The following is a 21,923-nucleotide window of genomic DNA, read 5'->3' as shown; positions in this document are numbered from 1 at the left end:
TTCATCGGGAAACTCGGGCAACGGGTTCGGCGTATTTCAACAGATTCGGGAAGTCTTTTTCAGAACATCCTTAGGGAAAATCGAGCATCCCCAAAACTGTTGCCCCGCCTTCGTACCTGATTTCACGGTACGTATCATTAGGGCGTTGCTACATTTCGGGCATTGCCGCTCGGCTGTCGGATCACTCCGGCGCTTGAGGTTTTGCACATGCTCGCGGTGGGTGGCGAGCGTCGGCCGGCTTGCAGAGCGTGCAACATGGCGTCGACTTCGGCCTCGCTGAATACCGGCTGCTGAAATGACTGGATATAGCGGATAAAGCCAATGCCCTGGGTCACGTTGGCTGGCATTTCGGTCTTGAAGGTGCTGCCGCCGACGAAGGTAATGACCGAGTGCAGGTGCTCGGGGCTGACGCCAAGGGTGGCTTCCAGGGCTTTGGTGCTTGTAGTTTTGCCGCAGCGGATTTTGGAATTTGAAGGTGCGTTTGTGGAGCTTCTGCGTCCACTGCGCCTGCTTCTCGCTGCCGAAGATCCAGCCACTCATGTTCTTCGTTTCCAGCACGAAGATGCCGTAGGGCGAGAGGAATACGTGGTCGATCTGCGTGGTGCCGTCTGGCGTATCCAGCGTGACGTTGTGCAGGCGGCGATAGGTTTGCTTGTCCAGCTGCCAGTGGGCGAACAGCCGCACCAGGAGTTCGCCAATATGCCCCTTGGCCCACGGCGACTTGAGCAGGCCGATCAGCAGTTCAGCCGGGATGAACCAGGCCAGCATGCCCCAGACCTGGGCGATGATGGGGATGAAGTCCATTTCCTGTCCCTGGGTGATACCTGAGTTAACCGGATAGTACCGACACTTGGCGTAATGGCACTATGGTATCGCAATGCTTCTGGTGTGCTGCTTTGTCGCTGCGGGGTCAGCCTTGAGCGTTTGCCAAGTGTTGTATTCGGTAACGCGTGCTGCGCCCGCCGCCGGGCAGCCGGGCGAGACAGCCCCTCTCGATAAGATCGCTCAGATGACGCGTGGCGGTGGCTTTCGAGACTTTGGCTACGGCCTGGTATTGCGCGGCACTGATGCCGTTCTCGAAGCCTCTCTCGCCGCCATCGAGCAGGCGGTTAAGCACTTTGACTTGCTCCGCCGATAGGGTTTGGCTGCGGTGTGCCTGCCAGAAGCGCGCCTTGACCAGCACGCGATCGATACGAGCAAGGGCCTGCTCCAGGCTGTTGAGTAAGGTTGCGAGAAACCACTGCAGCCAACTGGTGATATCCAGCCCACCTTTCTGACTGGCTTCGAGGATGCGGTAGTAACCGGCGCGGTTGTCGAGGATGCTCGCGGACATGGCGTAAAAGCGGATGGCCTGTTGTTCGCCCTGAGCCAATGCCAGGTCGGTGATGGCGCGGGTAAGTCGACCGTTACCGTCGTCGAAGGGGGCAGGGCGACGAACCAGAAATGAGCGATACCGGCACGCAGAAAGGGATCGAGGCTGGCATCGCTGCGGCTGCTTTCGAACCAGGCGAGAAAGTCCGCCAGTTGCGCTTCCAGCCCTGCGCAGGGAGGGGCTTCGAAATGTATGGTCGGTTGGTCGATGCGACCGGAAACCACCTGGATGGGCTCGTCGCCGCGCAGTGTGCCGATGTGTAGCGGTCGAGCCAGCAGTGGGTCATCGCTGGGGAATAGCCAACGGTGCCAGGTGAAAAGTCGCTGCATCTCCAGCTGCTGCTGATGCGCGTGGGTGGCATCGAGCAGCAGTTCCGCCAGGCCTTCGGAGCGTGAGGTGGTCCGGCCTTCTTCGTTCAACCTCAGGCGCCGCGCCAATGATGAGCGCACCGAACCGGCGTTCAGCTGCTCACCCTCGATGGCTGAAGAAGTGACGATGTTCTGCAGCATGGCATCCAGACTGCTCTGTACTTCGGTGTCACTCCCCACCGCACAGAGCATTCCCAACAAACGCCCCTGAGCCTGGCTGCAGGCTCGCAGCAGCGGGGCGAGCGCTTCGGCTTGCCAGCTGAAGTGTGGCCAATTGGGCTGCTGCCAGAACCAGAGCGGGTCATTCATTAGGGTGTTCATCTATGAGCCGATTAGCGAGCCTATTCGGCTCACTGTCGAATCCTCACCCTGCTCGCCTGGCGTGAGTGGCGTACTTGACCAGCGCTGTTGGTCCAGTTCTCGAAGGCGCTTCAGTACTTCGCTCCGAAACGCTGGCTGGCATGACCAGGCTCCTGCCCCTGTTATTCGGCTGCCATCGGGCTCGACTCTCCGGCCACCGTCCATGGACTGTGGCTGATGATGGCGACCATATTTCCCTGCTCCCAAAATGCACCGCTGCACCGCTGCACCGCGCTGTACTGAATTGCTCCCTTTAGGCTACAGGATTGGTGCGGCTGCTTTTCTTGCATGCATGAAAAAGCCGCGCAATGCGCGGCTTTGAAGGTGGTGGGCCCACACGGACTCGAACCGTGGACCAAAGGATTATGAGGCATCTGAAGTCGGGTTTCTGGCTGTTTCTGTTTGTGTACCGTTAAAACGCTATCGCAGCGCGTTACCCTGTTTTCAAGGGGTTATTGTTTCTCCTTGGATCCGGTCGTGGCCTGGCATGACCTTCAGAGCGGTACGCAAAACGGTACTCATATGACAACGGTTTCGGGAAAGGTGAGTGGGCGAAAATTCCTAACTGATGTAGAACTCAGGGCTCTCCGGTCAGGCCAAACGGCTACAGATTCGTTACCAGGACGCGGTAGTGGCGCAATCCTCTTTACCTGCCGTGAGTCTGGTGCGATTGAAGCGTATTACCGCCGCCGGGATCGTGGGCAACAGCAAAAGATCAAACTTGGAACCTTCAAGAAAACACCGAAGAGTCCCGGCCTAAGTCTGTCAGTGTTGCGTGAGCAGGCCATGGGTTACGCAAGGATTGCCGCCGAACACGGTGATATCAAGGTCTATCTGGCGAGGTGTGCAGCCGAGAAAGAGGCCGACGAAGCCGAGCTCAAGCGGCAGCAATATGAGCAGCAGCGCCTCGCAGCCCTTGAGGCATCCAAGGGCTCGTTCTCCGAGCTGTTTCGCGACTACATAGAAGACCGCAAGCGTAACGAGGTCTCCGAGCAGCAGGTCAAGGAGTTTGAGCGAGTTTTAGCCAATGAGTTAGAGGGGGTGAAAGTTGGCGTGGATGGAGAGCCCGTCGATGTCATGGCAATAAAAGCCAAGGACGTTAAACCCGAGCACGTAAAGCTTCTCCTAAAGCCTATCTGGGATCGCGGAGCGACCCGCCAGGCTGGGAAAGTGCGCTCATTTCTGGTGGCTGCGTTCAACTACGGCCTGCGCGCTGAGCATCATATCGACCGAAGCAGCCAGAAAAGCTACGGTCTGGAAATGAACCCTGCCGATGCCGTCGTTGTGCCCAACACATCGAAGCCCGGAGAGCGTGCGCTAACTGACGAAGAGCTCAAGCAGTTCTGGCGAACAATCACCCAAATCGAGTCGGTCGGGCCGATCATGGCCCGGGCTTTTCTCTTTGCGTTCGCCACTGCCGGGCAGCGCCCTTTCCAGTTTATTCGGGAGCCCTGGCACAGCTACGACCTAAAAAAGAAATACGTGAAGATCATCGACAGCAAGGGGCGCGGTGGGAAAAAGAGGCTTCATATCGTCCCTCTGAGCGAGCGGGCTTTGCAAATCTTGGAGGAAGTACGAGCCCAGCAGCCAGAGGGGGCAGTTTACCCTTGGAGCATCGATGGGCAACGACCGATTCATCCTTCCAGCTTGCCTCATGCGGTATCGGAATGGCGTGAGACTTCGCACGCTAAGCTGGATGGTGAGCCCATTCCCAAGTTCACACCGCGAGATATCCGTCGTACATGCACGCAGTTTATGCAGCGCCACGGAATAAAGAACTTTGACAGCGACGCCCTGCAATCACATGGGCAGACAGGTGTTGTCGGTAAGCACTACCGCAACAATCCCGAAGCGAAGCTGCCTGAAATGCGTCTAACAATGGCGGCCTACGACGCGGCGCTTGGGCGCCTGCTCGACACGCCTGACACCGGTTCAGACGCGTAGCTCTTGACACTTTTAAATATATGTATAAATTTCCAGTGTATGCGGTGTTCCGGAACCGCAGACGTAGCACCTCCGCGCTGTTGTCTACTCACAGTATCGCGGGTTGGATATGGACAGAGTAGAAGCCACGCCAAGAAGGCCTCATCCGGGTGAGGCATCATCATGACTTTCACGCTAGTACAAGCGCTCGCATCAGCACTCCCGCATTTCCAGGGCCCGGGGGTGTGCCATGCCTGAAATGGTTCTTCTCGATTTTTCCAGCGTCAGCCGCAAGGTTGGTCTGAGCAGGAAGAGTATCTACTGCCGTATCAGGGACGGCGATTTTCCCAAGCAGGTGAAGATCGGGCGGGCCAGTCGATGGCTCAAACATGAGGTCGACGAATGGATCGCAGCAGCCGCTGCCGCGAGGTAAGTCAAAAAGCCGGTCGCCTGGGGTCGGGCTACCCGAGTGACGGCTTTGTTCAGGTGGTTGTCGCGCCTGCCTGGAAGTGATCCAGCAGAGCCTGGATCGGGTGGCGTAGCTTGCTGTCGTGGAAGCGCGAGGTCTGGCTGCGGCAGGAGTAGCCGGTCGCTAGCGGTTCGGCTTCGTTTTCCCCCGCCAACGCTCGGGCCCAGGACTGCTCGAAGATCACTTTCGAGGTCGGCAGGTTGCGCGCTTCATGGCCGTAGGTGCCGGACATGCCGCAGCAACCGGTGGCCTGGGCCGCCAGTGTCAGTCCCGCGCGTTTGAAGACGTCATTCCACAGGGCGGCGCTCGGTGTGGCATTGGTTTTCTCGGTGCAATGGCCCAGCAGGCGATAGGATTGCGGCGCTGCTTCGGCAGGGATTGGCTGGGCTTGCAGAGCCTTGACCAGCCACTCCTGCGGCAGCAGCACCTCGGGGCAAACCAGTCCAGGGATCTTCGTGTATTCCTGCCGATAGACCAGCGTCATCGCCGGATCCAGCCCCACCAGCGGAATGTCGAAGCCCGCCAGCGCCTGCAAACGACCGGCCGTGCGCCGTGCCGTGCGGGTGAAGGCGCCGAGGAAACCCTGCACCTGCAGCGGCTTGCCATTGGGCGAGTAGGGCGCCAGGTATACTTGGAAGCCTGCCCGGCAGGCCAGTTCGATGAAGGCGGCGAACACCGGCGTTTCGAAATAGCGGGTGAAGGCATCCTGCACCAGGATTACGCTTTTCTCTCGCTGCTCGCTGTCCAGTTTGCTTAGTACTTCGGGCGTCGCTGTGATCACGTTCCAGCGGCGGCACGTTTCCTTGAAATCGAAATCGCTGATCAGCGGGCTGTCCACCATGCCGATACGTTCGGCCAGCAGCCTGTTGAGCCAGGACGAGCCCATGGGCGCGTTGTACAGCCAAGGCACATGGGCGAACAGCGGCAGGGTGAATTCCAGCGAGCCGATCAGGTAGTCGCGCAGCGGGCGCAGGTAGCGGCGATGGTACAGCTCGAGGAAGCGCGAGCGGAATTCCGGCACGTTGACTTTCACCGGGCATTGCCCCGCGCAGGATTTGCACGCCAGGCAACCGGCCATGGCGTCGTAAACCTCGTGGGAGAAATCGTCCTGATCGCCACGCGTGTTGCGCCAGCGGGTGGGCAGTGAGCGCAGGAAGTTCACGGGACCGTCAGCCCCCGGGGCGAGCACGTCGACGCCGGCCTGGCCTTGCAGCCGCAGCCATTCACGCAGCAGCGATGCACGACCTTTGGGGGAGTGGATGCGCGCACGGGTCGCCTTCCAGGACGGGCACATGGCGTCGTCCGGGTCATAGTTGTAGCAGGCGCCGTTGCCGTTGCAGTGCACGGCAGTGCCGTAGCTCTGCCAGACGCGCTCGTCGATCTGCCGATCCAGCTCGCCGCGGAAGGTGACTTCGTCGATCTTGAGTAGCGGCTCGGTGCTATCCAGCGGCGTGGCGATCTTGCCGGGGTTGAGCTGGTTGTGCGGGTCGAATGCGCGCTTGAGCGCCTGCAGCGAGGGGTACAGCTCGCCGAAGAAGGCCGGCGCATATTCCGAGCGTACGCCCTTGCCATGCTCGCCCCACAGCAGACCGCCGTAACGCTGGGTGAGCTCGGCCACCGCATCGGAGATCGGTCGGACCATGGCGGCTTGTGCCGGGTCCTTCATGTCCAGCGCGGGACGTACGTGCAGCACGCCGGCGTCGACGTGGCCGAACATGCCGTAGGCCAGGCCGTGGCCGTCGAGCAGGGCGCGGAATTCGGCGATGAAGTCCGCCAGGTTTTCCGGCGGTACGGCGGTGTCTTCGACGAAGGGCTGCGGGCGCACCTCACCGTTGACGTTGCCCAGCAGGCCCACCGCCCTCTTGCGCATGGCGTAGATGCGCGTGACCGCGGCATTGCCGACGGCCAGGGTGTGGCCCAGACGCTCGACCGAGGTGTCGCGTTGCAGGTAGTCGATGAAGGCTGAGACGCGCGCATCGACCTCTTCGGCCTCATCCCCACTGAACTCCACCAGGTTGATGCCCAGCGTCGGGCGCTCGGATTCCTGAGGGAAGTACTCGGCGACGCCGTGCCAGACGATGTCCTTCATGGCCAGCAGCAGCACCTTGGAATCCACCGTCTCGATGGACAGCGGGGTCATGGTGATCAGCGCGCGGGCATCGCGCAGCGCATCCATGAAGCCTGAATAGCGGATGTTGACCAGCACCGAGTACCTGGGGATCGGCAGCACGTTCAGCTTGGCTCCGACGACGAAGCCAAGCGAGCCTTCGGCGCCGCACAGCACGCTGTTGAGGTTGAAACGGCCATCGGGCTCGCGCAGGTGCGCCAGGTCATAGCCGGTCAGGCAGCGGTTCAGCTTGGGGAATCGCGCTTCGATCAGGTCGGCTTTCTCGCGCTGAATGCTTTCCGCGCAGCGGTAAACGTCGCCGATGCGATCCTGCCGCCCCAGCTGCTGCGCCAGCGTCTGCTCGTCCACCGGACCGCTGTGCAGGCGCTCGCCGCCGAGCAGCACGGTGTCCAGCGCGAGCACGTGATCGCGCGTCTTGCCATAGGTGCAGCTGCCCTGGCCGCTGGCGTCGGTATTGATCATGCCGCCGATGGTCGCCCGGTTGGAGGTGGACAGCTCCGGTGCGAAGAACAGCCCGTGCGGCTTGAGTGCGGCATTGAGCTGATCCTTGACCACGCCGCTCTGCACCCGCACCCAGCGTTCCTCGACGTTGATCTCGAGGATCCGGTTCATGTGTCGGGAGAGGTCGACGATCACGCCATCGGTGAGCGACTGCCCATTGGTGCCGGTGCCGCCACCGCGGGGGGAGAGGCGCACGCTGTGGTGGGCAGGCTCGCTGACCACGCGCGCCAGGGTCTGCACGTCGTCGGCATCGAGGGGAAACACCGCCGACTGCGGAAAGCGCTGGTAGATGGAGTTGTCGGTCGCCAGCACCGTGCGGCTGGCGTGATCCTGCGCAATCTCCCCGCGAAAACCGGCCGCGCGCAGGGCGTCGAGAAAGGCGATGTAGGGCGCGGCGGGGGCAGCGGTTGGGATACGGGCAATCATGATTGGCTCCTCGTGCCGGCTTTCTATCCATTCTCTAAGTGAACGTGTTTGCGCCAGCTCTTTATTGGAAGGCATGGATTTTCCGTGCTGCATCCGCGTGCTACAACTGTATTTTTCGTCGCAAAATCATGAGGTTTATGAATGAATTACCGTCGACTGACACCTTCCATGTCCCTGTTGCTGGCGTTCGAGGCGGCGGCACGCCATGAAAGCTATACCCGTGCGGCACAGGAGCTGTCGCTGACCCAGAGCGCGGTCAGCCGTCAGGTGCAATCGTTGGAGGCTCAGTTGGGGATCAGCCTGTTCCGCCGGGAGGGGCGCAGCATCGTGCTGACCGACGTAGGCCGCCTGTACTGGCGCGAACTGGAGGCCGCGTTGACGCAGATCCGCAAGGCCACCCTGCAGGCGGTGGCTTATGGCTCCGGTGTCGGTACGCTGCGGCTGGCGCTGCTGCCCACCTTCGGCTCGAAATGGCTGCTGCCTCGACTCAACGAGTTCTATCTGGCCAACCCTGGCGTGCAGGTGCACATCCACTCGCGGATCCAGGCGGTGGATTTCGACGAGGGTGACATCGACGCAGCCATCTGCGTTGGCAGCCCCGAGCAGCCCGGCCTGGTGGTGCATCCGTTGCTGGACGAGTCGATGGTGGTGGTTGCCAGCCCGGCGGCATTATGTGGGGACGAAGCGGTTGCCCCTGAGGCCATTGCCGAGCAGGTGCTGCTTCAGGTCGCCAGCCATCCGCCGCTCTGGGCCGAGTGGTTCGTTCGGCATGGCCTGGCGCCGGAACGGATGCGTAGTGGCCCGAATTTCGAGTTGACCTCGCACTTGATCCAGGCGGTACGCGCCGGCATCGGTGTAGGCTTGGTTCCGCAATTGCTTGTGGAAGACGAACTGCGCCAGGGGCATTTGCGCAGCATGGGCGATGCCGTTCCCAGCCAGCGTACCTACTGCCTGGTGTATCCGCCCCGTAACGCCGTTCTGCCATCGCTCGAGGCATTCAGGGCTTGGTTGTTCCAGGCACACATAAATAGCTCTTCAAACAAGACAGCGCCGCTGGGAAACGCGCCCACATCGGAGCAACAGAAGCAGCTAGGCAAGCAGGCTTAAAAACCATAAAGGCGCGCAGGGTTATCCACCAGAATTTGGCGGATGATTGCCTCGTCGTCGCCTGCCCAGCTGTAAAACTCTTCCATCAGGCGCGTATCGTCGGGCATAGGAACCGTCAGGCAGACATGCGGCCAATCGCTGGCCCAAAGAATGCGCGACGGGTTCGCCTTGATCAAAGCCTGCGCGTAAGGCGCGGTATCAACGTACGGCATGTCGCTGCGGCTAGTAATGCGATACGCGCCAGAGAGCTTGACCCACACCTTGCCCTCGCGGGTGAGCCGTAGCAGGTCATCGAAGCCCGGATGGGTCAGCCCTGTACTTGCCGGCATGTGCCCCATGTGATCGATCACTGCCTCCACCGGCAGGTTTGCGAGCGTGTCGTACAGATCCGCGAACTCCGATATATCAGTCAGGAGCTGAACGTGCCAGCCCAGCGGGGCGATTTTACGAGCCAGGCTGGTGACATCCGACACTTCGACGCCGCTCTTATAAATCAGGTTGATACGTACCCCGCGCACGCCTAGTTCGTGCATTTCATGCAGCTCTTCTTCGGTGGTAAGGTCGCTGATGACCACCACGCCCCGGAAATTTGGGCCCCCTTCACGCAACGCCGCAAGGGTCACGCTGTTGTCGTAGCCGTACACGCTGGGCTGAACGATGACGCCTCGCTGAAGGCCCAGTGTTGCCTGCATGCGCCTGTAGTCGTCCAGCGTTGCTACTGGCGGAGTATATGAGCGGTGCGGAGTGAAAGGCGTCGTCGTTGGGGCCCCAATTATATGAATGTGACAATCACATGCCCCAGCAGGGACGGGCCGAGAGGGAGGGCCCGATGGTGCAATGGCCGCCGCACAGGGCGGAGCGTAGCTGCCACCGAGAGAGCTCATGCGGGTGGCTTCCCAGCCATGCAGCCCTCGCAAACCGTTGCGCTCAGCGGAATTGATAATCTGCTGCCAGGCCGCGCGACGAGCCAGATCCGGATCACCGAGGGCTATCGCGTCAAAAATTGCCTTGTACTCCTGCAGCAGTGTGTTGCCCAGCTCGCTGGAACTTGCCATGCGGCGCTCCAGCGAAGCCGCCTCGAATATGTGAGCCGTAAGAAACAGGATGAAGTTGCGGAAATACTCGTTTGCGGTCGCCTCGGCAATGGCCCGCTTGAATGCGAGGCTCTCCTCGATCAGGTTTGCTCCCTGATCCACCGATTGACGCATGGACATGAAAGCCTGCCTGATCGCAGCCAGTTGGCTCCTCGAACGCCGGCGCGCCGCCATGCCGGCGGCCGCGACCTCGAGATCGAGTCGAAGCTCGTACAACTGACGCAGTTTCGGCAGGTCCGACAGCTCTTCGTGATCGATACGAAAACTGTTTCGATGAGCCGTGTCCGATACGAATGCACCTAAACCCTGGTGGCTTTCTACCAGGCCGTCAGATTTGAGGCGGGCTACCGCCTCGCGCACTACGTTGCGGCCAACGCCGAATTGAGCGGTCAACTGCGCTTCGGTTGGAATGCGGTCTCCGGGCTTGAGACGACCTTCCAGAATCTCGTCTTGCAGATAGCGCGAGATATCCACTGAAAGCAGACGCCGTCCACCCGTCGGGTTTTGTTTGGTCATTATCTTGATCCCTATAGGCCTGGCAGCCCGGCAGGCTGAATTGTCGATGATTGCTCCAACTGTCGAACCTTCCTCCTGCGCAATGCGCGCTGACAAGCGCGTATCCATGATGCGCAAAGCTGCCGATTATGAACATCCTGCTCGCCTTCCGCTGCCCCGCGTCCCCGCGTTAATGGTCGAGCCAGCCCTCGGTCGATGACCAGAGAAGTCATTTTTGCCGTATGGGTGCCTTCACGGCGTGTTCGCCGCTCTCTTCACGGCGACTTTACAAGCAAGGAAATCCTATGATTCACTACTTGTAGGACAAGTTGGTACCCACCGCTGACAGATGGCAGCCCCTCATTCAAACAAGAAGGAAATTAGCTATGGCGCTCCACTTCAACTTTCCGCGGAAGATCATCACCTGTGTGTTGATGGCCTCGTCATTGCTTGGCGCAAGTATGTCCCAAGCAGCTACCACGATTCGCCTGGGCTGGACCACGGCGGATAGCGCCGTCGACCCCTACGCCATTACTGCCCATTATTTCCAAGAGGAGCTTGAAGCTGCGGCGCCGGGGCAGTTCAAGGTTCGTTTCTTCCCGAGCAACCAGCTTGGCAACGACACCGAAATGCTGCAAGGGATGCAGTTCGGCACGCTGGACGCCGGGGTGATTACCGGTACGCAGCTGGGCACACTCGACTCGAGTTTCCAAGTCAATGACTTGCCCTTCCTTTTCAAGGACAGCCAGCAAGCACATCGTGTCTTGGACGGTGAGCTGGGAGCGGAGCTATTTGCCCGGCTGGAGAAGCAGGGCATCGTCGGGCTAGGTTTCGCTGAAGCGGGCTTTCGTCACACCATCAACAACAAGCGAGCGGTCGAGCAGCCGGCCGACCTGACGGGCGTCAAGCTTCGTGTTCAACCCAGCGATCTGTATATCGCCAGTTTTCGTGCACTGGGTGCCAACCCCATCCCAATGGCATGGAGCGACGCCTTTACCGCTGTACAGCAGGGCACGGTTGATGGCCTGGAAATCCCGCTGGCAGTAATCTACGCGAACAAGTACGCCGGCGCGGTGAAGTACCTGTCGCTAACCAATCACACCTACAACGCTCTGCCGCTGCTCATATCCAAGCAAATCATGTCTCGCTTGCCCGCTGATCAGCAAGAGGTGGTTCGCAGCGCAGCCCGTAAGGCCATCGAGCGTCAGCGTGAGACCGTGGCGCAAAACGAAGAAGCACTGATCGAGAAGATCAAGGCCGAAGGCATGGCAATCAACGATGTCACCGATCCCCAAGCTTTTCGCGACGCCGTCAAACCTGTCTACGACCAGTACCGCGACCGAATCGGTAGCGACGTGCTGGATCGGGCGTTGAAGCTCGTTTCCGAGTAACTCCCCGCGGGGCCTGCCCATGGCCCCTTTCGTCACGCTCACGGTACCTCTATGTACAAGCTACTGGATACAGCTAGCCGCCAGGTGAATGCCGCCACCACGATACTCGGATGCATCTGCGCATTGGTAATGGCGCTTGCGTTGCTAGCCGGTGTTTTCTACCGCTACGTACTCAATGCCTCGCTTTCCTGGACGGATGAAGTGGCATTGCTGGCGTTCAGCTGGACGGTTTTTCTATTCGCCAGCGTCCTAGTGCGCGAACAACTGCATGTCCGGATCACCTTGGTTGTTGACCTGCTGCCAGCATCGTTTCGCGCCATGTTGGAGCGGCTCAGCATTGTGCTGGTGATGGTTTTCGGGGTGCTGATGCTCGGGGCCGGCTGGCAGTTCACAGCCTTCACTGCGCATCAGGTTTCGCCAGCGCTGCGCTACCCCCTGTGGCTTCAGGGCTCTGCCGTGCCGGTCAGCGGCGCGCTCATCCTCTTGCATGCACTGCCACTGCTGATACGAGCGCGAATCTCCGAAGAACAAGGAGCAGAAGCATGAGCGAGATAGGAATCGTACTTATCGTAGGGTTGTTCGTGCTGCTACTGCTCGGCGTACCCATCGCATTCACATTGGGTTTGCTGACTGCCATCGGCGTATGGATGGCCGATTACAGTCCGATGATCCTCGTCCAGCGCCTCTTGGCGGGCAGCACGGTGACCAGCTTGCTGGCCATCCCAGGCTTCATCCTCGCCGGAGACCTGATGACCGCAGGCGGGCTATCGCGACGACTGGTACGAATTGCCTCGACATGCTTCGGCCATTTCACTGGCGGCCTGTCGATGTCCACCGTCGCGGCCGGCACTTTCTTTGGGGCGATATCCGGCTCGGCCCCCGCCACGACGGCAGCGGTCGGCTCGATCATGATCAAAGAACTGGAGCAGCGCGGCTACTCGAGGGGCTACGGCGCAGCGTTGTCCACGTCCATCGGCCCTCTGGGCCAGATGATCCCGCCGTCCATCCCCATGATCATATGGGGCGTGCTAGCTGAAGAATCGATCTCCAAGCTGTTTCTTGCCGGCATCATTCCTGGGCTGCTGGCGGCAGCCGGGTTTTGCCTGGTCAGTGTGCTCTATGCCCGCCGGCTGAATATCCCCCGGGAGAAGCGCGCGACGCTGAGAGAACTCGGTGGGGCATTGCGTGACGGAATATGGGCCTTGCTCGCCCCGGTGGTAATCCTGGGCGGCATCTACGGAGGCATCTTCACGCCGACCGAGGCGGCCATTGTCGGCGCCCTCTACAGCCTGTGCATCGGCGTCTTCGTCTACAAGGATCTGACTTGGGCCTCCCTTCCTGGAGTATTGGTCAGCTCGATGCGCACCACTGCAATCATCATGTTCATCATCGTCGTGGCCTACGGCTTCGCCTGGGTAATCGCAAGCGAACAGATTCCCACCCAGATCAGCGAGGCGCTACTTGGCATTACCAGCAACCCGCTGCTGCTGCTTCTGCTCCTCAATCTGATGCTGCTGGTGCTCGGCGCCGTGATGGACACGGTTTCGGCGATGGTCATCCTCAGCGGCGTGCTCATTGCTGTTGGCGCGCAGATTGGGCTCGACCCCATCCAGCTCGGAGCTATGGTGGTCATCAACTTCGCTGTGGGCATGGTGACGCCGCCGTTGGGGTACTCGTTGTTCGTTGCCTCCACCATCAGTGGCCTAAGCGTGGAGCGGGTTACTCGGTACCTCTGGCCATTCCTGCTCGTACTTGTGGCGGTTGTCGCTCTGGTGGCCTACGTGCCCGCCGTCACGCTCTTCCTGCCCGGTCTGCTTGGTTGATGAAAAGGATATGAATACAAGTTTCATGACGACGCTCAGTCCTGCCGAACCCACCATTCCAGGCGCAGATCCATCGCCACGGAAACCCCGAGCCAGCTTGCCTGCCGGGTCATGTGACTGTCATGCCCACCTTTTCGGGCCTCAGGCAACGTACCCCTATCAGGCAAACCGCAGCTATACGCCGCCGGATGCATCAGAAGCCTCATACCGACATTTGCTTAGGACTCTGGGCTTCCAGCGCGCCGTGCTGGTCCAACCTAGCGTCTACGGCACAGATAATCGCCGCATGCTCGATACCTTGGCGGCGCAAGCCCCAGGGGATGACATCGAATGGCGCGGCGTTGCCGTTGTCGACCCATCAATAACCGATGGAGAGCTGGATCGCATGAATCGGCTCGGCATCAAGGGCATCCGCATCAACTTGGTATTCCCTGGTGGTATTAGCTTCAAGGCTGTCGAGGCCTTGGCGCAGCGCGTCCACGACTTCGGTTGGCACGTGCAGTTCCTCGTCGATGTATCTCGCTTCGAGGACCTCGAGCGGAAACTGACGGGCCTCCCTACGGCAGTGGTGGTTGATCACATTGGCCACTTGCCGGCCCACTTGGGAACTTGGGACGCAGGTTTCAAGGCGCTTAGAAATATGGTTGCCTCGGGCAAGGCTTGGGTTAAATTAACCGGGCCCAATAGAATTTCATCTTACGCCCAAGCCCCTTTCCTTGACGTCGATCCGATGCTCCGTGCCTTGGTTGACGCCAATAGTGAGCGTTGCCTGTTTGGAACGGACTGGCCCCACGTACAGTTACCGACGCCAATTCCAAATGATGGTGACCTCGTCGATGAATTCTTGCGACTCGTGGAGTCACCATCACTGCGTCGGCGCATATTAGTAGAGAATCCCGCGTTGCTATACGGATTTGACCATAACTCTTAATCAGCCGTCAGTCTGTCAAGACTAACGCAAAAGTTGCACTGGGCTTGCAGATCGCGACCAAGGCTGCGTTTAAGGTGAAGACGGACGGCCAATTATCGTTGGCCAACGAACCAATGTCCAAGATTTTATAGAAAGAATAGGGATTTGGATTTGGTGGTCTTTGGGTTATGGGGTATATAAAAAAATAATGTTCTGTTTGTTGTTTTTTGATGTTCTTATTTGCAATAATTGATTGCGTGACATGTGTCGCCCAAATAATAAGAAGAATAGCATGAATGCAGAGACTCAAAGAGCCTACATCAGTTTGGCCAGTAACTTCTATGCGACTCGAATGCAGGGCGTTGAGCTTGATGAACTCAATATTATTGGTGCTTTGCTACGAGCTGCCCCCGATTACCGTCCGGATTATTACCGGCGCTTACGTAACGCTTTGGCGTTTGATCAAAAGCATCGAGGCAATTTCTGGGCTGCCCAAGAAATCAATCGGACGCTCAATCCGGTGACTGTGTTAAATCTGCCGCGAAAGAAAAAGCAGCGACGTCCGCAGAAGCTTTCTACCGCTGATTTCGAGACGTGGCTACGGTGTCTGGCTGAACGAGATATGCCTGTCGAAGCGGGAGCTTTAATGGTGATATCTCTTACCGGAGCGCGACCATGCGAGCTTAACGGAATTTCCATCGATGGCCGGCGCATCCATATATCCGGTGCAAAGCTTAGCCACAACGGTTTACGCGGCGCTAGCCGAACGCTTGAGGCTGACGATGGCGTCTGTAAAATCTTGAGAAACGCTCTCGCTGCTTTTAAATGTCAGCCCCGCAGTATGGATTCAATACGCGTTGCACTTAATCAAGTGGCCACTGAGCTATTCGGTAGAAGAAAAGTGCCGAGCATGTACACGCTTCGTCATCAATTTGGAGCGAATCTGAAAGCCTCAGGTTTTTCTGAGATTGAGATGGCATACGTCATGGGGCACCAAGCTACCGATTCGATTAGCCGGTACGGAGATAAAAGACTTGGTCGAGCAGAAGCGGTTAAGGTTAAGCCCGCAAGTGATGCTGATCTATCCAAGGTGAGAAAAACGGTGCCTGCGCGAGTGCGTGGGGTCGCTCTAGCTCTCAGTGATAAGCGAGACTTGGGCCGTAGGTCTGAGGTCGCTGATGGCTGAGGTGATGCGATTCGTCTATTGGTTTGGTCATTTGTAAGCGGACAACCCGGCTAAAGCCCTCTAGCGCTCATGCAGCTCCAGAGCAGCCCGCGACCGCTGTGTTATCTCATCTCGCAGTCCCAGTGGCTTATGAACCTGAATAGCTCCTGCGTGAGACAGCACCCACCACTTCAGCTCCCAGCTGTCATTCACCGTAGCGGTCAGTTTTGAGCCGTCATCCTCTGCAACCAGCAGCATGTCATGCGAAATGGGGGCCTCTTGCAGAAGGCGGGCAAGGCCCTCGCTAACCCAGGCTTCAAGCTGAATCTTCTCGTGTGTACCAAACTGCATAGCGCCGCTATCGACATAGTCCTGCAGATTAAACCCATCGGGTTTGCAGCAGGCACTTGCGAGCAGGCGCGCATCTTCGAAGCGATGAACAACGAATTGGCGGATGTCATCGAATGGCTCGGCGGTCGCAATCAGGTACGTGGTGTGTGCACGCTGTACTAGGCCCAATGGGTTGAGGGTGAAGTTGTGAAACTGATTCTTGTGGGCTGAGTAGTAGCGGCAGCTGAGCTGGGTGTCGTTCATCAATGCTTGCTGAATAATTTCCAAGAGATCGGCTTTGATTTCGGGAGGAGTCTGGGAGAGTTCTGGCTGTACGCTTGCCACCTTGTCCAGCCAACGAGCTGAAGGATTTTCTTCGCTCATGGCTTCCAGCTTTTGCCGGGCCAGGTTGAAGCGCGACTCTAATGTTTTAAGCATAAAGGCCGGAATCAATGGCCTGATACTGTCTTCCACCAGTCGCAAGGTAAGAGCTTCGCTAAGTGAAATACCAGGAAGCTCGGCACTTTTGCCGGGCATCCAGTGCCAGCCGTAGGGCATGCCTTTGTTGTTGCACTGCAGTGGGAAAAGCCTGGAAAGCTCGACGAGGTCACGTTCGATGGTGCGTTTGGTCGTCGGGTGCCCTGCGTCACAGAGTAGGCTTTGCAACTCAAGCGTTGTGATCCCCGGACCCTTGGGCGGCAGCAGTTTGAGTAGCTCCCATTGGCGGGTTAGTGTGCTGCGACTGGTGGCTGATGGCACGGCGTTCATCCCTAAAATCGGCTGCATGCATGCAAGCATGATGATGTGCCCAATCGCTTCAATCAACGTTGGGGCGGCTGTGCCAAACAAAAACATCGCGATCTGGAGGGGTGTCACTGCGCAGCAAATCAGCCAGCTCCGATTTAGGTTGCGGCATCTTCTGCGGCTGTGAATCCGAGAGGAACTGCTGGCCGGCCCCTAGGAAAATTTCGGTTGAGGTCGTCAGCATCAAGCTGATGTCGTTTTGGTTTTCATCGTTTTCGCCCAGCTCCCCGCTAAAAAACGCTTCACCAAATGCGCTGCAGATTTGCGCAGGTGTCGCCTCCAGCTCTTTTAAAATTTGATATCTCTTCCCCAGCAACCGCTCTGCAGCGCCTTCGAAATCATCGGCGCTATAGGCTTGGAATGTTCCCGCAGTTGCATCAACCATTTCGCACTCCTGTTTTCCGTTTAACCGATCTGTTTTGTTGGGTGTTTGAAGATGACCTTGGGGCTACGTTCTACCACTCAGCAAAACCAATCGCTCTCATGGCCGTGGCGGTTTTTAAGCTGCTTTCGGCCAGCAACGCATCAACGACCTGGTTGGCATCGGTAAATGGTTGGAAGCGTGCCCGCCGTGCGACCAGTGCAAAGTCACCTGGAGTCAGGCAGCTTTGCCGAAGCAGTCGGGCGAGCTTAAGGCTATCTGGTTTTTTCAGCCCCATTTGTCGCAGGTACTGCCGAAGCAGGTTGGTGATCTGTTCTGCGCCGAGGTAGTCAAAATTGATTTTCAAGTCGAAGCGTCTCAGTGAAGCTTCGTCGAGGTTTTCCATAAGGTTCGTGGATGCAATGAACAGTCCGCGGTAGCTCTCCATTTGCGTAAGCATTTCGTTCACTGCACTTACTTCCCAGCTATAGCGTGCGGATTCCACACCATCCGGCCACCCAGTCCACGCTCATCTGGCCAGGCATTCCACGGCCATCTGGCCACCTGTTCCACGGCCATCCGGCCGGGCAGTCGGAGCGCAGCGACGCAGGGGTTGCATTGTTAGTCTGAGGTGCCCGGTGTCGTCAATTTCTTCGTCTGTTTGCGCATCGATTCGCCCTTGAGGTTGATCCGATAAGCGTTGTGCACCAGGCGGTCGAGGATGGCATCGGCCAGGGTCGGATCGCCGATCAGTTCGTGCCAGTTGTCCACGGGCATTTGGCTGGTCACGAGGGTCGAGCGCTGGCCGTAGCGGTCGTCCAGTAGCTCCAGCATGTCACGGCGCTGTTCAACGGTGAACGGGGCCAGACCCCAGTCATCAAGGATCAGCAGGTCGGTCTTGGCATAGCCGCTCATCAGCTTGGCGAAGCGCCCGTCGCCGTGGGCTAGGCCCAACTCTTCCAGCAGGCGTGGCAAGCGCAGGTAACGCACGCTGTAACCCTCTCGGCAGGCCTGGTGGGCCAGGGCGCAGGCCAGCCAGGTTTTACCCACGCCGGTGGGGCCGCCGATGATCAGGTTGAGGCCGTCGCGTAGCCACTGGCCGCCGCTCAGTTGCAGGATCAGCGCCTTATCCAGCCCGCGCGGGCTGCGGTAGTCGATGTCTTCGAGGCAGGCGTTGTGCTTGAGCCGGGCCTGGCGCAGGCGGCTGCTGAGGCGCTTGTCGTCGCGTTCGGTCAGTTCGCGGTCGACCAACAGGCCGAGGCGTTCCTCGAAGCTCAGGCTGTTGATGTCGGGGGTTTTCAGTTGCTCGGCGAGTGCCTTGAGCATGCCGGTCAGGCGCAGGGTCTGGAGCTTGTCCAGGGTCGGATGGGGCAGCATGGTGGGATTCCTTGGGGTCAGTGGTAGTAGGCGGGGCCGCGCAGGTTGGCGTGGTCGTCCGGCAGCAGGGGCAGGTTGGCTTGAGCCAACGGCAGGTTTTCCAGCCCCTGGCGCAGGATCGATTCGAGGCTCTTGTAGCTGCACGCGCCGAGGCTGAGGGCGCGACGGCAGGCCAACTCCAAGCGCACTTCGCCATGGGTCTTGCCCAGGCGCAGGATGCCCAGGCAGGCCCGGTAGCCCTGCTGCGGATGGATGCGCCGTTCGAGGATGTGCCGGATCACGCCGGCCGTGTTCGGCCCGGTCTGCTCGGCCCAGCGGATCAGCCGCTGCGGCGTCCACTCGGCATGCTCGCGATGGCTCTTGGGCATGTGCTCGGCCTGCGTGCTGTGCCTGCCCTTGTGCATTGAGCGAAGGTGACTGGCCACCCGCTGATTGGCGTGGAAGCACTCCACCGTGCGCGCTGTCAGGCGTACTTCCAGTTGTTTCTTCACCAGTTGGTACGGCACCGAGTAGTAGTGCCCATCGACCTCGACGTGGTAGTCGATGTGCACCCGCGCCTTCTTCCACTCGGCGTAGACGTAGGGTTGCTCCGGCAGGGGGCGCAGCGCCGGACGATCCAGAGCTTCGAAGGCCGACTGCCGGGAGCCCGGCAGCTTGCGAAACGGTCGTCGGTTGAGCCGCTCCAGCAATAAGGCGATGGCGCTGTTGAGTTCATCCAGGGAGAAGAACTGCCGATTCCTCAGCGCGGCGAGGATCCAGCGCTCGACCACCTGCACGCCGACCTCGGCCTTGGCCTTGTCGCGCGGTTTACGCGCCCGCGCCGGCACCACCGCCACGCCATAGTGCTCGGCCAGATCGCGGTAGCTCGGGTTGATGTCCGGCTCGTAGCGATGGCTCTTACTCACCGCGCTGCGCAGGTTGTCCGGCACCACGATCTCCGGCACGCCGCCGAGGAAGGCAAAGCAGCGGGTATGCGAGCCCAGCCAGTCCGGCAGCTGCTGCGACCAGGTGGCTTCGGCGAAGGTGTAGCTGGACGCACCGAGCACCGCGACGAACACCTGCGCCTGGCGGATCTCGCCGCTGTGGCGGTCGATCACCGGCACCGTCTGCCCGGCGTAGTCGACGAACAACTTCTCGCCGACGCGGTGCTCCTGGCGCATCACCACGTCCAGCTTGCCCTGCCAGGCCCGGTAGTGCTCGCAGAACCAGCTGTACTGAAAGCCTTTCGGCTGGCTCAGGCGATACTCCTGCCAGAGCAGCGCCAAGGTCACGCCCGGCCGGCGTAGCTCGGCATGCACCCAAGACCAATCAGGCAGTGGCCGCTGCTCGCTGGGCACTGCCGGCGCCGGTGGGAACAGCTGCTGTTCCAGCTCGGAATCGGACAACGAACAGGGCCAACTGAGGCCGCTGGCGGCAAAGCGGTTGAGGTAATCGCCGACGGTGACACGACCGATCTGCACGCTGACCGCAATCTGGCGAGCCGATAGCCCGACCTCGAACTTGAGACGAAGTACTTCGCGAATCTTACGCATGGATAAACGCTCCACGACGACCTCTCTGCTTCGAAAAAGAGGTCGATGGTAGTGAAGAAATCCTGCGTAGCTGCCTACCCGGTTGGGTGGCCGGATGGCCGTGGAATCAGTGGTCGGATACGCGTGGAATGGGTGGCCGGATCACCGTGGAATCGGTGGTCAGATGCTCATGGAATGGGTGGCCAGATGACCGTGGAATCCGCACTATAGCGTGCCTTTCGGCGGTCTTGCAGGAAGCTATCAACCTCATCTAGGAGCAATACAGCACCATCATCGTTGGCCTGCTCAAATGCTCGGGCGAAGTTCTGCTCGGTCATGCCGACGTAAGGCGAGATGAGGTCGGATGCCCGACGAGTCAGAAGCGGCTTACCGAGTTGAATCGCCAACCAATGAACAAACGCAGTCTTACCTGTGCCCGGTGGGCCATAAAAGCACAGGCGCGCCTCACCATGGTTGCGCAACCCGGTAAGCAGTTGGTCGAGAGGCATGTTGGTATTGGCCAAGTTTGGGCTGTAGAACTCAGGCAATGCCTGCATACGATTCTGCCCTAGGCGCGCAAACCCTTGAGCTTGCAGTGTGGCGTTGACCAGAAATTCGACTGTCGTGTCCAAGGTCGCAGATGCGTCTTGACCTTGGCCGTTTGCAACGTCCATGGCCCGCGTGATGATGGCGGGCATCAGCTGTTCGTGATCAGCGAGCTTTTCGACTAGCGACTGAGTCAGGCGGTTGTCACTGGCGCTGCGGATAATGCCTTCACGCTGAAGCCGAGGTGGATTTTCCAACTTGAGCACAAGGTCGAAACGCCGGATGTAGGCATTATCCAAGGCCCTGATGTTGTTGGTCAGCCAGAAGCAGGGGATTGGATTCTCCTCAAGCATTCGGTTAATCCAGCCTTTTTGCCGTTCTTGGCCTCCCATAAACATTTCCAACTCATTGCTGCCACTGAATAGGTCCTCGATCTCATCAAGTACCAGCAACGTTTTCTGCTGGCTGAGTACGCACATGGCCGACCTTAAGGCGCATAGGCGTCCGCGCCGATCAATCGGATCACCACTGTTATCGGTGCAGGCAATTTCAAATAGTTCAGCTTGTAGCTCGCTCGCAAGCAGGCGTGTGAGCTGGCTCTTGCCGGTACCGGGCGGGCCGTAGATAAGGATGTTAGCCCCGACTTTTTTCGCGTCGAATGCGTGCTGCAGATAGGGACGGGTAATGTTGAGTGGGGTGTCAAGGTGAATAAAATCTTTGGCTTCCAGCTCGCTTTCGGGGGCAGGGCGAAATGCACTTTGGAACAGCCCAATAGCGCTACCTTGGTGATGACGAACGGAGAACAGTAGATCCTTGTTGTTAAAGTCCAACAGGTCCGACATGTGATTGCGCACGCCGCTGCGCAGGTTCGCCTCAAGCAACCCTGACTGCACCAGGCGGCCTTCTGCTGAAAGACGTAAGCGCAGCTCATTCTGCGGGATGTCCAACAATGTGCTCAGCACTCGGATAAGGCGGTTAAAGCCGATGTGACCGAGTTCATTGCAACAGTCATCCAGCAGGGTGTCTGTATTCATCACCGAGCAGAAACTGATCAGCTTTTGCTCGATTTCATCCAGGCCAATCAGCTGTGCAAGTTTTGTCAGATTCGCCTGAAGGTTGTCTGGTAGTTCAGGGGAAGGAAACGCTTTGTCGAAGAGCTTGCGCTCTTTGCGCAGCTCAGCCAGTGATCGCTCCTGAAAGCTGGATTTTCTGGCGAGGTTCGAGTGTCTAGCTCTACCAGGTAGAATCCCGGGGAAAGGGGAGTCGTCCTCATCTTCTTCACCACTCTCAGCAGCGTCTACCAGCCAGTAGATCCCAAGCTCGCGAGCGACATCGTCATCACTGAAGCAACCGTGATTGATGAAATCCCGATGGCCGCCGCAATCAATCATCAGCTTAAACATCCACCTCAGAGCAAGCGGGCATGTGTCCTGGTTATGTGGGCCAGATTTGCGAGCGGCTT

14 protein-coding genes and 4 pseudogenes are annotated in these 21,923 nt (G+C 59.0%); 8 read left to right on the top strand and 10 right to left on the bottom strand.

What is annotated here, in order from left to right:
- Positions 1-36: 36 nt before the first annotated feature.
- Positions 37-804 (bottom strand): annotated as a pseudogene (locus P5704_010530) (nuclease-related domain-containing protein).
- A 106-nt stretch (positions 805-910) separates the two neighbouring features.
- Positions 911-2,049 (bottom strand): annotated as a pseudogene (locus tag P5704_010525) (Fic family protein).
- Positions 2,050-2,577: 528 nt separating this feature from the next.
- On the opposite strand from P5704_010525, the gene P5704_010520 reads away from it, so the two are divergent.
- Both P5704_010520 and P5704_010515 read left to right on the top strand, forming a co-directional pair.
- A complete protein-coding gene (locus tag P5704_010520) occupies positions 2,578-4,044 on the top strand; it encodes a tyrosine-type recombinase/integrase (protein WOF80864.1) in 1,467 nt (488 codons plus the stop codon).
- A 229-nt stretch (positions 4,045-4,273) separates the two neighbouring features.
- Entirely contained in the window at positions 4,274-4,456 is a 183-nt protein-coding gene (locus tag P5704_010515) for an AlpA family phage regulatory protein (GenBank protein ID WOF80863.1), read from the top strand.
- A gap of 49 nt (positions 4,457-4,505) precedes the next feature.
- Here the strand turns inward: P5704_010515 and P5704_010510 are convergent, their stop codons facing one another.
- Positions 4,506-7,547: an FAD-binding and (Fe-S)-binding domain-containing protein gene (locus P5704_010510; protein WOF80862.1), complete on the bottom strand. Its 3,042-nt coding sequence runs from the start codon at positions 7,545-7,547 to the stop codon at positions 4,506-4,508.
- A gap of 141 nt (positions 7,548-7,688) precedes the next feature.
- On the opposite strand from P5704_010510, the pseudogene P5704_010505 reads away from it, so the two are divergent.
- Positions 7,689-8,564: pseudogene (locus P5704_010505) on the top strand (LysR substrate-binding domain-containing protein).
- Between the two features lie 86 nt (positions 8,565-8,650).
- Here the strand turns inward: P5704_010505 and P5704_010500 are convergent.
- Positions 8,651-10,264 (bottom strand): amidohydrolase family protein, encoded by a 1,614-nt coding sequence (locus P5704_010500; protein WOF80861.1) that lies wholly within the window; start codon positions 10,262-10,264, stop codon positions 8,651-8,653.
- Positions 10,265-10,629: 365 nt separating this feature from the next.
- Here P5704_010500 and P5704_010495 point away from each other — a divergent pair, with 365 nt between their 5' ends.
- The 5 genes from P5704_010495 (at position 10,630) to P5704_010475 (ending at position 15,553) form a co-directional block, all read left to right on the top strand.
- Positions 10,630-11,634 carry a TRAP transporter substrate-binding protein gene (locus tag P5704_010495; protein WOF80860.1) on the top strand — a complete coding sequence of 335 codons (1,005 nt, stop codon included), beginning with the start codon at positions 10,630-10,632 and terminating at the stop codon, positions 11,632-11,634.
- A 51-nt stretch (positions 11,635-11,685) separates the two neighbouring features.
- Positions 11,686-12,180, top strand: a complete 495-nt coding sequence (locus tag P5704_010490) for a TRAP transporter small permease (protein WOF80859.1) — start codon at positions 11,686-11,688, stop codon at positions 12,178-12,180.
- Entirely contained in the window at positions 12,177-13,457 is a 1,281-nt protein-coding gene (locus P5704_010485; GenBank protein ID WOF80858.1) for a TRAP transporter large permease, read from the top strand. The genes P5704_010490 and P5704_010485 overlap by 4 nt, the downstream gene beginning before the upstream one ends.
- Before the next feature lie 10 nt (positions 13,458-13,467).
- Positions 13,468-14,388, top strand: a complete 921-nt coding sequence (locus P5704_010480; protein WOF80857.1) for an amidohydrolase family protein — start codon at positions 13,468-13,470, stop codon at positions 14,386-14,388.
- A 271-nt stretch (positions 14,389-14,659) separates the two neighbouring features.
- A complete protein-coding gene (locus tag P5704_010475) occupies positions 14,660-15,553 on the top strand; it encodes a site-specific integrase (protein ID WOF80856.1) in 894 nt (297 codons plus the stop codon).
- Positions 15,554-15,613: 60 nt separating this feature from the next.
- Here the strand turns inward: P5704_010475 and P5704_010470 are convergent, their stop codons facing one another.
- The 6 genes and pseudogenes from P5704_010470 to P5704_010445 all read right to left on the bottom strand — a co-directional run bounded on the left by P5704_010470 (position 15,614) and on the right by P5704_010445 (position 21,864).
- The gene (locus P5704_010470; protein ID WOF81206.1) at positions 15,614-16,630 is read right to left on the bottom strand and encodes a WYL domain-containing protein; all 1,017 of its coding nucleotides are present in this window, start codon (positions 16,628-16,630) and stop codon (positions 15,614-15,616) included.
- A 49-nt stretch (positions 16,631-16,679) separates the two neighbouring features.
- Positions 16,680-17,051 carry a hypothetical protein gene (locus P5704_010465; protein ID WOF80855.1) on the bottom strand — a complete coding sequence of 124 codons (372 nt, stop codon included), beginning with the start codon at positions 17,049-17,051 and terminating at the stop codon, positions 16,680-16,682.
- Positions 17,052-17,121: 70 nt separating this feature from the next.
- Positions 17,122-17,523: pseudogene (locus P5704_010460) on the bottom strand (AAA family ATPase).
- A gap of 125 nt (positions 17,524-17,648) precedes the next feature.
- Positions 17,649-18,404 (bottom strand): IS21-like element helper ATPase IstB, encoded by a 756-nt coding sequence (istB, locus tag P5704_010455; protein ID WOF80854.1) that lies wholly within the window; start codon positions 18,402-18,404, stop codon positions 17,649-17,651.
- Positions 18,405-18,421: 17 nt separating this feature from the next.
- Positions 18,422-19,936, bottom strand: a complete 1,515-nt coding sequence (gene istA, locus P5704_010450; protein ID WOF80853.1) for an IS21 family transposase — start codon at positions 19,934-19,936, stop codon at positions 18,422-18,424.
- Positions 19,937-20,103: 167 nt separating this feature from the next.
- A complete protein-coding gene (locus P5704_010445; GenBank protein ID WOF80852.1) occupies positions 20,104-21,864 on the bottom strand; it encodes an AAA family ATPase in 1,761 nt (586 codons plus the stop codon).
- Between the last annotated feature and the right edge of the window lie 59 nt (positions 21,865-21,923).

Source organism: Pseudomonas sp. FeN3W, assembly GCA_030263805.2.
In the GTDB taxonomy this organism is placed as follows: Bacteria; Pseudomonadota; Gammaproteobacteria; order Pseudomonadales; family Pseudomonadaceae; genus Stutzerimonas; species Stutzerimonas stutzeri_G.
This window is presented reverse-complemented; position numbering and strand designations above follow the sequence as displayed.

Bases quoted from the DNA above. Each gene is read 5' to 3' on its own strand.
- P5704_010515 (WOF80863.1), top strand. From the start codon at position 4,274: ATGCCTGAAATGGTTCTTCTCGATTTTTCCAGCGTCAGCCGCAAGGTT.
- P5704_010510 (WOF80862.1), bottom strand. From the start codon at position 7,547: ATGATTGCCCGTATCCCAACCGCTGCCCCCGCCGCGCCCTACATCGCC.
- P5704_010500 (WOF80861.1), bottom strand. From the start codon at position 10,264: ATGACCAAACAAAACCCGACGGGTGGACGGCGTCTGCTTTCAGTGGAT.
- P5704_010495 (WOF80860.1), top strand. From the start codon at position 10,630: ATGGCGCTCCACTTCAACTTTCCGCGGAAGATCATCACCTGTGTGTTG.
- P5704_010490 (WOF80859.1), top strand. From the start codon at position 11,686: ATGTACAAGCTACTGGATACAGCTAGCCGCCAGGTGAATGCCGCCACC.
- P5704_010485 (WOF80858.1), top strand. From the start codon at position 12,177: ATGAGCGAGATAGGAATCGTACTTATCGTAGGGTTGTTCGTGCTGCTA.
- P5704_010480 (WOF80857.1), top strand. From the start codon at position 13,468: ATGAATACAAGTTTCATGACGACGCTCAGTCCTGCCGAACCCACCATT.
- P5704_010475 (WOF80856.1), top strand. From the start codon at position 14,660: ATGAATGCAGAGACTCAAAGAGCCTACATCAGTTTGGCCAGTAACTTC.
- P5704_010470 (WOF81206.1), bottom strand. From the start codon at position 16,630: ATGAACGCCGTGCCATCAGCCACCAGTCGCAGCACACTAACCCGCCAA.
- P5704_010465 (WOF80855.1), bottom strand. From the start codon at position 17,051: ATGGTTGATGCAACTGCGGGAACATTCCAAGCCTATAGCGCCGATGAT.
- istB (WOF80854.1), bottom strand. From the start codon at position 18,404: ATGCTGCCCCATCCGACCCTGGACAAGCTCCAGACCCTGCGCCTGACC.
- istA (WOF80853.1), bottom strand. From the start codon at position 19,936: ATGCGTAAGATTCGCGAAGTACTTCGTCTCAAGTTCGAGGTCGGGCTA.
- P5704_010445 (WOF80852.1), bottom strand. From the start codon at position 21,864: ATGTTTAAGCTGATGATTGATTGCGGCGGCCATCGGGATTTCATCAAT.